The sequence below is a fragment of the Flavobacterium sp. KS-LB2 genome (assembly GCF_036895565.1).
GTDB lineage: Bacteria > Bacteroidota > Bacteroidia > Flavobacteriales > Flavobacteriaceae > Flavobacterium.
Genome location: NZ_CP145904.1, coordinates 2,190,574 through 2,203,218 on the forward strand (window position 1 = coordinate 2,190,574; position 12,645 = coordinate 2,203,218).

The 12,645-nt window shown below is 33.0% G+C and carries 7 protein-coding genes; 2 read left to right on the forward strand and 5 right to left on the reverse strand.

The genetic code is table 11. The features are described 5' to 3' along the window. Nucleotides 1–158: 158 nt before the first annotated feature. From V5J73_RS09345 to corA, 4 genes are all read right to left on the reverse strand, one after another. A complete protein-coding gene (locus tag V5J73_RS09345; protein WP_338645282.1) occupies nucleotides 159–2,909 on the reverse strand; it encodes a helix-turn-helix and ligand-binding sensor domain-containing protein in 2,751 nt (916 codons plus the stop codon). Between the two features lie 98 nt (nucleotides 2,910–3,007). Further along, nucleotides 3,008–4,207 (reverse strand): acetate/propionate family kinase, encoded by a 1,200-nt coding sequence (locus V5J73_RS09350; RefSeq protein ID WP_338645284.1) that lies wholly within the window; start codon nucleotides 4,205–4,207, stop codon nucleotides 3,008–3,010. Between the two features lie 85 nt (nucleotides 4,208–4,292). Beyond that, entirely contained in the window at nucleotides 4,293–6,386 is a 2,094-nt protein-coding gene (pta, locus tag V5J73_RS09355) for a phosphate acetyltransferase (protein ID WP_338645285.1), read from the reverse strand. Between the two features lie 58 nt (nucleotides 6,387–6,444). Further along, nucleotides 6,445–7,515 carry a magnesium/cobalt transporter CorA gene (gene corA, locus V5J73_RS09360; RefSeq protein WP_338645288.1) on the reverse strand — a complete coding sequence of 357 codons (1,071 nt, stop codon included), beginning with the start codon at nucleotides 7,513–7,515 and terminating at the stop codon, nucleotides 6,445–6,447. 345 nt (nucleotides 7,516–7,860) lie between these two features. On the opposite strand from corA, the gene V5J73_RS09365 reads away from it, so the two are divergent. Continuing rightward, the gene (locus V5J73_RS09365; RefSeq protein ID WP_338645291.1) at nucleotides 7,861–10,434 is read left to right on the forward strand and encodes a zinc-dependent metalloprotease; all 2,574 of its coding nucleotides are present in this window, start codon (nucleotides 7,861–7,863) and stop codon (nucleotides 10,432–10,434) included. Nucleotides 10,435–10,882: 448 nt separating this feature from the next. On the opposite strand, the gene V5J73_RS09370 is transcribed toward V5J73_RS09365, so the two are convergent. Beyond that, nucleotides 10,883–11,608, reverse strand: a complete 726-nt coding sequence (locus V5J73_RS09370) for a bacteriorhodopsin-like (protein ID WP_338645293.1) — start codon at nucleotides 11,606–11,608, stop codon at nucleotides 10,883–10,885. A 109-nt stretch (nucleotides 11,609–11,717) separates the two neighbouring features. Here V5J73_RS09370 and V5J73_RS09375 point away from each other — a divergent pair, with 109 nt between their 5' ends. Further along, nucleotides 11,718–12,623, forward strand: coding sequence for a Brp/Blh family beta-carotene 15,15'-dioxygenase (locus tag V5J73_RS09375; protein ID WP_338645295.1), 906 nt, complete (start codon nucleotides 11,718–11,720; stop codon nucleotides 12,621–12,623). Nucleotides 12,624–12,645: the final 22 nt, after the last annotated feature.

Consider the following 12,645-nt stretch of genomic DNA (forward strand, 5'->3'; position numbering starts at 1 on the left):
CATCAAAACAACAAGAAAAGTTCATAAATCAATGTAGTATTGAGGATAATAGCCATGATGAAGCACTACACTACATCTACATGATGTAGTAATGATGTGTTGCAATTCTGTAATAAATACACTGAAATAATATATTATATATAAAAAATATTCGGTATTTATATGGTTAATAAAAATTTAGAAAGATTTTCATCTTGAACAAGGTTTAATTTCTTTCTTAAACGATAGCGGTGAAGTTCTACGCCTCTAAAAGAAATATTCATCAGTGGAGCAATTTCTTTAGATGAAAGATTCATTTTTAAGTAAATACAAAGCTTAATATCCTTTGAAGTGAGATTTGGATATTTCTTGGATAGATTGATGATAAATTCATTGTGAATTTGGTTCAAATTTGTTTCAAACGTTTCCCATTCATGTTTGTTTACAGCATTGATTTTTATGGCTTTTTTGATTTCACTTTTTAATTTATTAAAATCCATATCTGAATCCAGAATACTTTGAATATTTTCAATCATCTCACTTTGTTTTGCAATTGAAAGTGATTTACCGGCAACTTCTGATGACTTAGATTGTAATTCTAGTTCCAAAATATGTTTTTCATATTCTTGAATATTCAATTCGTTTTCGGCTTTTAATTCCATCTCCAGGATTTTCTTTTGATGTTTCAATTCTTCATCACGCAACTCCAACTTTTGTATGTAGCGCATTTTATTCCATTTATAATACAGATAGAGTATTCCTCCTATAACTATGAGGTACAATACAATCATCCATAGCGAAAAATACCATGGTTTAGCGACTAGAAATTGAAAGCTGGAAATGGAATCGTAATCTAATCCGTCATGAAGATAAACTGTAATTTCATTCGAGCCACTATTTAAATTATTCAATACAATCAAACCCTCATTTACGGGAATAAATTCTTTAGTTCCATTTATTTTATAAAACAAATTAGGTCTTGTAGCTCCAAAAACACCTGATATTACATGTATGCGAAGCTCAGAATTATAAGGAATCTTTGCCTTATTTTGAACCAATTCATCATTAACAAAAGCTTCTATACTAATAGTTGAGGCTTTCTTGCTCGCGTATTTTAATTGCAATGAAATAAAACCATCATCCAGATTTAGCAGATAATTATCTTTATTTTTAAAAACTTTTACATTGTCATTAATAATTTTTCCTTTGTAATATTTCTCTTGAATGATATTGCGAACAAACGTATTGCCTTGGGCATAAATATGATACAAAAGTCCTTCTTGAAGGATCAAAAAATGATTTTCATCAATAGAAACGATATTTGATACATTTTTAAAATTAGCATTAAACAATTCATTCTTTTCTAATTGATTGGTGATTGAATTATAGGTATACCACGATTTATTAATCAAGAAAAGGATTTCGTTCCTGAATTCAAATATTTTTACCCCAAAATCATTACTTATCTTACTGTGTTGGGTGACATTCTTGATATCAGTTGTTTCGTAAGCATCATTATAAAGAATCCGATACAAACCTCTATTGTTATCAGCGGCCCATATTTCATTTTTTCTATTTTGAGCAACATATTTAATAGGCTTCAATATGCCATTTATGACAATCTTCTGATTCAAATCATTGGTATTATTATAAATGACTACACCGCTATAAGTGGCTTGTAAATAGGAATTATTAATACTGCTTTTCACTAAATTCCAACCTCCATTTATAGCGCTTAATTTATAGAACAATCCATTCTCGTACACAAAAGTGCCTTCATTATGACCAATAAGATATTTGTTATTTATTTTACTAATATTCCAAGCCTGTCCTTGGGTATTGGGGATTAACGAAAGTAATTTGTCTTCGTATTTAAAAACACCATGATTCGAAGCCATTAAATAGCCTGTTGGTGTGCTTGCTACCGAATAAACAGAGCCCAAAACACCCGAATTATCATAAAAAATAGAAATTGGAGAATTAACCTCTATATGAGCAATACCATTATCTAAGCCCAACCACAAATCATTTTCTTTGTCTAGGCCAATACTCAAAATAGAATTGTTCATCAATACGTTATTTCGATTGATGTTTTTATAGGAACCAGAATTCAAATCGAAAATATAAACTCCTTTGTTAGCTGTTCCTATGATTAGTTTCCTATTTTTGATGAACTTGGCAACGTTGATATTTGCGGCTTTCAAAATGGCATTTAATGGACTTTGCCAAGCCTTTAAAACGCCATTTTCTGCTACATAAATCCCATTTTTCTTTGTAAAAAAATAGGTTTTATTTTGGTATTTTTCAATAGCATGAATGACATTATTCTCTAAAACAGACCAGCCTTCCATCTTTTCAAACTTGGCATTCTTCATTTTATAAATTCCTTTTTCTACTGAAGCAACGAATAATTCATTATCAACCGGAAAGCAATAGGAAACCAAAAAATCAAACTTACTTTCTTTAATTCCTTTTCCGTCATAGCTGAAAAGCCCATTAAAAGATTGAAAATATATTTTACCATTAAATTTAAATATCTTCCAAATTTCTTCATTATCACTGTCATCAAAAACTTTGGTTTTATTGGAATTGGAAATAGAAACATAAAACATCTTTCCTTTTTTTCGGAACCAATAGCCAAATTCTTTATAAGAACCTGAATAAATGCGGTCGCCATCAACCAGCACAGATCTAATGATGGTTTTGTTTGGCAAACTGTATTTTTCCCATTTTACGCCATCATACCGCAGTAAATAATAATTATTGGCAAAGTACATGGCGTTATCATTTCCTTGTGCCACACTCCATATCTGATTGTCTCCTTGATAATTTGACTTACTGTAATTCTCGACAAAAGGAAGGACCTCCTGTGCATAAAGTGAGAATGAAATAAAATAGAATAGGATTATAGTTGTAATTCTTGCTTTCAAAATATGGTATTTTATAGCCAAATATAAACAGATTTCTTAAATAAAAAGCATAAAAAAAGCCTCTGTTTACAGAAGCTTTTTGGGAATTAACGCTTTCCTTAATTCGTTAATAATTCAAACACTTGATTGGCAATTTCAATTTCTTCATTAGTAGGAATTACTAAAATTTTAGTCTTAGAATCAGGTGTATTGATTTCGCGAATGTTTTTAGAACGAATTTCATTTTTGGATGCATCCAAATCGATTCCGAAATACTCCATATCAGTACACACTAATTTCCGTATGTAAGACGAATTTTCTCCGATTCCCGCCGTAAAAATAATCGCATCCAAACCATTCAAGACTGCTGCATAAGAACCAATATATTTTTTGATTCGGTAGGCATTCATAGCCAAAGCCAATTGACAAACTTCATTTCCGTCTTCGGCATGAGCCTCAATATCTCTTAAATCACTGTAGCCCGTAAGCCCTAGCATTCCGCTTTGTTTTTGCAGCATCGTATTCACGGCTTCGAGTGAATAACCTAAGGTGTTGACCAAGTAAAAAATCACAGATTGATCCACATCTCCGCTTCGGGTTCCCATAATCAAGCCATTCATTGGACCAAAACCCAAGGTATGATCGATACTATTCCCGTCTTTTATAGCGGTCATACTACAACCATTTCCTAAATGTATCGTGATAATTTTAGAGCCCTCATTATTCGCATTTTGTTTTAAATACCCAATCGCTTTTTCCGAAACATATTTATGACTCGTTCCGTGAAAACCATATACGCGTATTTTATTTTCCGTCAAGAGATAATTGGGTAACGCGTATTTGTGTGCCACAACAGGAATCGTTTGATGGAAAGCCGTATCAAAAACGGCCACTTGTTGTGCTGAACTAAAAATGTCTTCAGCCACATTTATCCCTTCTAAATTGGCAGGATTATGCAAAGGTGCTAATTCAAAAAGTTGTCTGATTTTGTCTTTTACTTCAGTTGTAATAACTACCGTATTAGAAAAAGTGCTTCCACCATGCACCACACGATGCCCAACGGCTTCTATTTCATCCGTGCTTTTTATCACTCCTACTTTTTCATCCATTAAGAGTTGGGCAATTTTTTCTAAACCGATTTTATGGTTAGCAATAGGTACCATTTCTTCTAATTTAGTCGTATTAGTTACATACGTTAGATTCGAAGTTTCCAGTCCTATTCGATCAATCATCCCCGAACAAATCACTTCGTTTGCCGGCATATTAATTAATTGGTATTTTATAGACGAACTACCAGAGTTTATAATTACTATTTTCATTAATATTTCATTAAAAGATTAAAAAATTGAAGTGTTAAAATATTAATTTTTAAATCATTAACTATTTCAATGTTCAAATTAAATGTTACAATCCTTGTGCTTGAATCGCTGTGATAACCACAGTATTTATAATATCATCAACGGTACAACCACGGCTTAAATCGTTTACTGGTTTGTTCAAACCTTGAAGCATCGGACCAATTGCTAACGCGCCCGTTTCTCTTTGCACTGCTTTGTAGGTGTTATTTCCCGTATTTAAATCCGGAAAAATTAAAACACTGGCTTGTCCCGCCACTTCGGAATTGGGCATTTTACTTTTTCCTACAGTCATATCTACCGCAGCATCGTATTGAATAGGACCTTCGATTTTTAAATCAGGACGTTTTTTTCTTACTATTTCCGTTGCGGTTCTTACTTTATCGACTTCATCACCTTTTCCTGAAGAGCCAGATGAATAGGAAAGCATGGCAATTTTTGGTTCAATACCAAAAGCCAAACTCGAATCAGCCGAGGAAATCGCTATTTCTGCCAATTGTTCCGCAGTAGGATTTGGATTAATGGCACAATCTCCAAAAACAGAAACTCTATCTTCTAAACACATGAAAAATATAGAAGAAACTACAGAGGAATTTGGTTTTGTTTTAATGAATTGCAACGCTGGTAAAATGGTATGTTGCGTCGTATGTGCCGCTCCAGAAACCATTCCGTCTGCATGACCTTTGTACACCATCATGGTACCAAAATACGAAACATCCTCCATCAAATCCTTAGCCATTCCTATGGTTACATTTTTTGCTTTTCGCAACTCATAATACGTATTTACATAGTCATCATAATACTCGGATTCAATCGGATTTATAATTTTAATTTTAGAAAAATCAAAAGGCAATCCTAATTCCAATACTTTGCTTTCAATTTGTTTTTTATTCCCAATAATCGAAATATCAACCACATCCATTTCAAATAATCGAGCGGCTGCCATCAAAATTCGATCATCGTTCCCTTCAGGTAATACAATATGCTTACGATGTTGTCTGGCTCTCTTGACAAGATTGTACTGAAACATTTTAGGAGTCATTCCTTCAGGTTCAAAAGTGATTAGCTTTTCGGCAAGGTTGTCTAGGTCTACATATTTTTCGAAAGTAGTAATCGAAATTTCAATCTTCTGCTTGTTATTTGCATAAATTTTAGATTTAATAGAACCTATTTTATTAGTGATGTAATACGTTCCTTCTTCTACTGCGATAATTGGAACAATAGTAGAAAGTCCCTCGATCAATTTCAAAATACTAATTTCAGGCAAAATATTCCCTGTCAAAACAATACCAGAAATGGTAGGATAATTTGCAGATTCATTGGCTTGCAGTGCTCCCAAAATAATATCAGCTCTATCGCCAGGAGTGATTACAAGACTATTTTCTTTGAGATGTAACAAATAATTCCGCAACTGCATGGCACCAACGCTAAAATTTCCAGTTTGATTGTTTAGGTGTGCTTCGCCAAAAAGTACTTTGGCATCGAGTTCATTTACAATCTCTTGTACGGTAGGATTATTTAAGTTATGAATTAAAGGAATGGAATTAACTAATATGCTTTTGGGCAAACTTTTCTTTAGCCCATTAGTTACTAATTCAATGTTTTCAGGTTGTACTTTATTGGCGATAACAGCTAAGACTTCAACATCTTTTACTTTAAATGAATCGTAGGCCAAATAAAGGCTATCTATTAATTCCTCTAATGTTTTACCCACTCCAGCTCCAACAATTATAGTAGGAATACCAAGATTTTTAGCAATCAGCACATTCATATCTAATTCTATGACTGTTCCTTCTCCTGTAAAACTAGTTCCTTCAACCAATACAAAGTCGAAACGCTCTTCTAATTTCTTATATTTTTCGATAATTAGATCCAGAACCTCTCCTATTTTTCCCTTATTTTTCTTTTTGATTAATTTACTTTTGGTAATGGCATACGCATCTTCAAACTCGATATCCATTCCAAAATGCCCTACCACAGTTTCGATATGATTGTCAAATCCTCCCTCTTCAAAATCCTCCACAATAGGTCTAAAATAACCTACTTTGGCCATTTTGCCAATCAGCATACTCATCAGTCCCAATGTGATAATCGACTTCCCACTATTTTGTTCGCTTGTAGCAATGTATATGGCCTTGTTCATCTCTTTTATTTATTAATGTATTTCCAAATTAACTTGGATGCATTCCTTTATATAATTCCTAAAACCAACGGCGTTTTTTAAAATAAATTATCATCCCAACTACTATTAAGAACATCGCGCCCATAACGGTATGATACCCATAATGTCTTTTGAGTTCTGGCATATATTCAAAATTCATTCCGTAAACTCCCACAATAAAAGTAAGTGGAATAAATATTGCAGACACAATGGTCAGCGTTTTCATAATCTCGTTCATTTTATGCGTTTGTGCCGAAAAAAAGAAATTAGATGCACTTTCCAAAGATCCCATATCCGATTCAATTTGTTCTAAAAGCTCTAAACTCTTTTGATGCAATCGGGCAAAAAAGCTGAAAGTATCCGTTTCCATTGCATTAAATATGGTATCGTCTTTGATGCTTTTTATATCATACAACGAATCCCGAAGCGGAATAATAGACCGTTTTAAAAAATTTAAATTATCCCTATGTTTCTCAATTCTTTCTAAAATTATTGGGTCAACACTTTCCTTAGTAAGATTAATCAATTCCTCTACTTTATCTTCTTCATTTTCTAAAGTGATGAAAAAATTCTCCATAATTGCATCTAGCAGGATGTATAACAAATAATCCGCTTTTTTGGTTCTTACAAGTCCTGAGTGTGTTCGAATGCGTTCTCGAATGTGCGAAAAAAAATCACTTCGCTTTTCCTGAAAAGAAATTAGAATCCCATCTTTTAACAAAAAACTAATTTGTTCTACACTTATACTATCTGAATGTTCTGCCGGCAAGAGTGATTTTATATTGAAAAATAGAAAATCATGAGATTCTTCGAGTTTTGTTCTTCGAGTGGTATTCAAAATATCGGCCAACATAAAATTATCAATTTCAAAATAGTTGCCAATCGATTTTAACCAGTCAACATTGTTTAAACCGTGAATATTAATCCAATTTGTTTTTTGTGCCTCAATATATTTATCTAAATACGAAACGCTAAAATCCTCATATTCGGTAAGATTCAAATCATCATAAACAAACAATTGTAACTCTGATTCCTTACTTTTATGAAGACCAGTATATTCTAAAGAATAGGGTTGCATTTTCTTTCCTTTCTTGTATTTAATTTTTCTCATCCCAACTGATTTATGTAGTAATATTACAAAAAACTTTTACAAAAAAATCGTTTTCTATTACTTTTGAAATTCTTATAAACGAAAAAAAAGGAGTTCAATTTAATGTTTTAAAAAACAAAGATAAGTTCAAATAACAATTCCTTTTATGAGAAAAATCATATTATGTGGTAAAAAAAGCTATTATTCAACGATTGTTAAATATTGTTAATTATTTAAAATCGCACCTCAAAATGGCCTTTTAATAAAAAATATATCAATAAATTTGATGTTAAGTCGTAACAAAATAAAATAAAATACGACTTATTAACCATATCCAATTATAAACTTTATTAATAAATTAACTAAATGGTAAAAAAAAAACTAACCCTAATTATTACATGTTTGTTATTTTGTTTTGCGCAAGGCACATTTGCACAAAGTAAAAAAAAGAAAAGAGCAGACAAAAATGCTCCAGCCAAAGTCGAAGCTAGAGCACCCGAATCCAAAGACGGGAAGAAAGAACCAAAACCGTACAAAAAAGTTATTGACTCCACCGCAATAACACAAAAAGGATTAATTGACATTCATAAAATTAATGACAAATATCTTTTTGAAATTCCTGACTCTCTTTTAGGAAGTGAAATAATGACTATTACCCGTTACTCTAAAACTCCTGCTGGAGGAGGAATTTTTGGAGGAGAAGAAATCAACAGACAAGTTGTTCGTTGGGAAAAAGGACTAAACAACAACATCCTCCTTAGATCTGTTACCTACGTTATTATGTCTCCAGACGGCGACAAACCAATGGCTCAAGCTGTTAAGAATTCAACTTCAGATCCAATTATTGGAAACTATGATATCTTGGCATTCAAAAAAGATTCAACCGGTAAAAATAATGCTGGATATGTAATAGATTTAACGAGTACTTTCGATGGTGATATTCAGACTTTTTCATTAGATCCAATTAAAAAACAATTGTTAAACATTGTAGCTTTTCAAAAGGATAAATCATTCATCTCAAAAATAAGCAGTTATCCAATAAATACTGAGATTAGAACTGTAAAAACATTTACAACTACTCCACCGCGTATTTCAATTACTCCAACACCACAAATTGGAGTTAATTTACCTTCTGCTTTAGATGCAGGAGTAGTAACGGTTGAGATGAATACTTCGATGATTTTATTGCCAAAAACACCAATGCGCAAAAGAGAATTTGATGCACGTGTAGGATATTTTGCAAACGAATACGGAGTTTTTGAAGAAGAATCTCAAAAATCAGACACTAAAACTTTTGCTGTAAGATGGCGCTTAGAGCCAAAATCTGCCGAAGATGCTGCAAAGCAAAAAAAAGGGGAATTAATTGAGCCACTAAAACCAATTGTATACTACATTGATCCAGCTACACCTGACAAATGGAAAAAATTCATTAAACAAGGTATTGATGATTGGCAAGTAGCATTTGAAGCTGCAGGATGGAAAAATGCAATTCGTGGCGAATATTGGCCAGAAAATGATCCAACAATGAGTTTGGAAGATGCCCGTTTTTCAGTATTGAGATATTTTGCTGCTGAAATTCAAAACGCATACGGACCTAATGTTCATGATCCTAGAAGTGGTGAAATTTTGGAAAGCCACATTGGTTGGTATCATAATATCATGAGTCTTTTAAGAAACTGGTATTTGATTCAAACTGCGGCTGTAGATCCTGCAGCAAGAACAAAAAAGTTTGATGATAAATTAATGGGGGAATTAATCCGTTTCGTTTCTTCACATGAAGTAGGACACACTTTAGGATTACGTCACAACATGGGAGCAAGTTCTGCCACTCCGGTTGAAAAACTGAGAGATAAAGCGTACCAAGATAAAAACGGACATACTTCTTCTATCATGGATTATGCACGTTTTAATTATGTGGCACAACCAGAAGATGGTGTTACTGCCTTATTCCCAAGAATTGGGGATTATGACAAATGGGCTATTAAATGGGGCTATTCTTATTTTGACGGAGCTAAAACTGAAACTGAGGAAAAAGCGAAGTTGAATGAAATGACTAAAGAAGCATACAAAAATAACCGTTTATGGTTTGGTACAGAAAGCAGTCCTTATGACCCAAGATACCAAACAGAGGATATTGGAGATAATGCGATGAGAGCTTCTGAGTACGGAATCAAAAACCTAAAAAGAATTTTGCCTAATTTATTAGAGTGGACTAAAGAAAACGGGGAAAGCTATGCTGAACTAGATGAACTTTACGGTGCACTTACAGGACAATTCAGAAGATATATGGGCCATGTTACTAAAAACGTAGGTGGAATCTATGATTCTCCAAAAACGTATGACATGACAGGAAATCAATTTGAAGTAGTTCCAAGAGCTATCCAAAAAGATGCTGTATTATTCTTGAACACGCAATTATTTAACACACCAAAATGGTTATTGGATCAAAATGTATTGTCAAAAATAAACCCAGATAGTGGTGTTGAAGCCATCAAAGGAATGCAAGACGCTACCTTATCAAGTTTGTTAGCTGGAGACAGAATGGTTCGCCTTATTGAAACTTCATCTATGAATAAAGGAAACTATACTGTTGATGAATTGGTAAGCGATCTTAAAAATGGTATCTTTTCTGAATTGAAAGGAAGTGCTTCAATTGATGTGTTCCGTAGAAACATCCAAAAACTATATGTTGACAAAATGATCGAATTACTTAAACCAGGTACTGCAACAGTTAGAGCGGTTCCTGTAGGAGTTACTTACGGTTTCACAACAAGAAGAGTAAACTTAGCACAAACTGATTTACCTTCTGTTGCAAGAGGCCAATTGAATACTTTAAAAAATGAGATGAAGTTAGCCTCAGCTAGAATGACTGATCGAATGAGTAGATACCACTTACAAGATTTAATTTCTAGAATTGGAGAAGCTTTAGATCCTAAATAAAATACCAAACTAAATTGAAAAAGGGAAAATGTGTTAGTACATTTTCCCTTTTTTTTTGAATGAAACTAAACTCCACTTTTAATACCCACCGCAGATTCGCGGATTTATAGGTTCATTAGTCAGTAAGATTAGTTTGGTGCGTTAACACTGTCAGCTTTCGAAACTACTAATACAGGCATTCCATTATTCTTGCTATTTATCACGCTAGAAGTGTCTCAATCATTGTGCTTTTTTGCATTAATCATACTGATGTTTGAGTAATGGTGCAGAATAACAAGTAAACTATTTTAATGCTGCAAACCTATAAACCCCTTTTTACTAAATATTTCATCAACCCACTGTAAATCGCCATGAATAGAAAAACGGAATCAAAGCTTTAACCCATAAAAAAACCGAACTATTGCTAGTTCGGTTTTAAAATCAAATATTAAAAAAATAAAAAATGGAATTAATCTTTAGACGATTTCACTGCTAAACTGTAAATTACTAAACCAAATCCAATTTTGTTAATGGCATCAGCAATGTTATAAGCTACATCGATGTTTCCTGCTGGAATCAATCCGTTGTACCACCCTGTTGTTCCCATCATGTATCCTAATGGGTAAATTGCCCATCCTACAAGTACGAACCAACACAAGATTTTGTGTGCTTTTTGTACTTCTCCGCCAGCAGCAGCAGCTAATTTAGAAGCCTCTCCTAACCAGATTTCATAAACGATCAAGAAATAAGCAGCTCCAGAGATTGCTCCCCATAGCGCCGCACTATCTGTAAATACAACTTCTCCAAAATAACCAGTAACTAACATAATTACTGAATAAACAATCATTTTCCATAACAATGATTGTTTTGCTCCAGCTACTTTCAAAATTAAGTAAAACTCTAAGCACATCAACGGCACCGTTAGTACCCAGTCAACGTAACGGAAGAATGTTGGAGATTCACCAAATGAAGCCCAATAATCTCTCATGTAGAAATAATGTACTGCAGCAATAAACGTAATTAAACCGGATACTAAGACTGAAGTACGCCACTTTTTATCAAATTGGCTCAATGATAAAAAGAAAAATGCTGATGCAGCCATCATAGCCATACAGCCTACAAAAAAAGTAAACCCTACGTAATCGGTTGGTGATAATTTACCGACTAATCCTGAAATAAACATAAAATTTGTCATAAAATATAGTTTTAAATGGTTTTGTTTAATCAAAGTTAATAAAAGTTAAACAATAAAAATAATTTTTGTTTAATTATTTTTGCTTATTTTTAAACATTAATTAAATTTTATGAAAAATTATTCCAATATCGCAATTGTAGCAAGCTTTTTCGGATTGTGGATGGATTCCTTTCTTTCTACCACGTTTCAAGTAATTTCTGGATTTTTCTTAATTTTCACCTTCGGAATTCTGCATGGAGCTAATGATGTACTGCTTATTAAAAATATAAATGTAGTAAAAAGCCCTCGTTCTTGGCTTACTATCTTAACGTATTACATCGTGATTGTTTTAACGGGAGTACTTTTATTCTATTGGATTCCACAAATAGCATTACTCCTATTTATTATGGTGAGTGCCTATCATTTTGGGGAGCAGCAATGGCAAAATCTAAAAAGTACTTTTCCGCAAGGGTTGCTTATTCTTTTTCAGTTTTTGTATGGAATTGTAGTTTTGCTTTTATTATTTGTTTTTCACACAATTCAAGTTCAGAATATCATTTTTAAAATTGCAAAGCTAACGGTACCTCTGCCCTATTTTATAACAGGTCTTCAAATTGCGGGTGTCTTATTTCTAAGTTTATGTGGGTATGCGTATTGGAAAACGGAAAAAATTAGAAGTAAACTCCTTTTAGAATGCTTTAATTTAATCCTATTTACCATTATTTTTAAGTCTTCTAGTTTGATATGGGGATTTGCTATTTACTTTGTGATTTGGCACAGTATTCCGTCTATAATTGACCAGATTAAATTTTTAAATGGTTCCTTTTCAATAAAATATTTTATTGCTTACTGCAAGACCGCCTGGATTTATTGGTTGATATCTATAGTAGGAATTACACTGATCTATTATATATGTAAAGAGGAACAACTTTTTAATGCTTTGTTTTTCTCCTTTTTGGCCGCCATAACATTCCCCCATGCGGTAGTGATTACTAATATGTTCGGCACAAAACAAACTAAAAATAGAAACGCATAAAAAAAACCGTTCACCAAAGGGG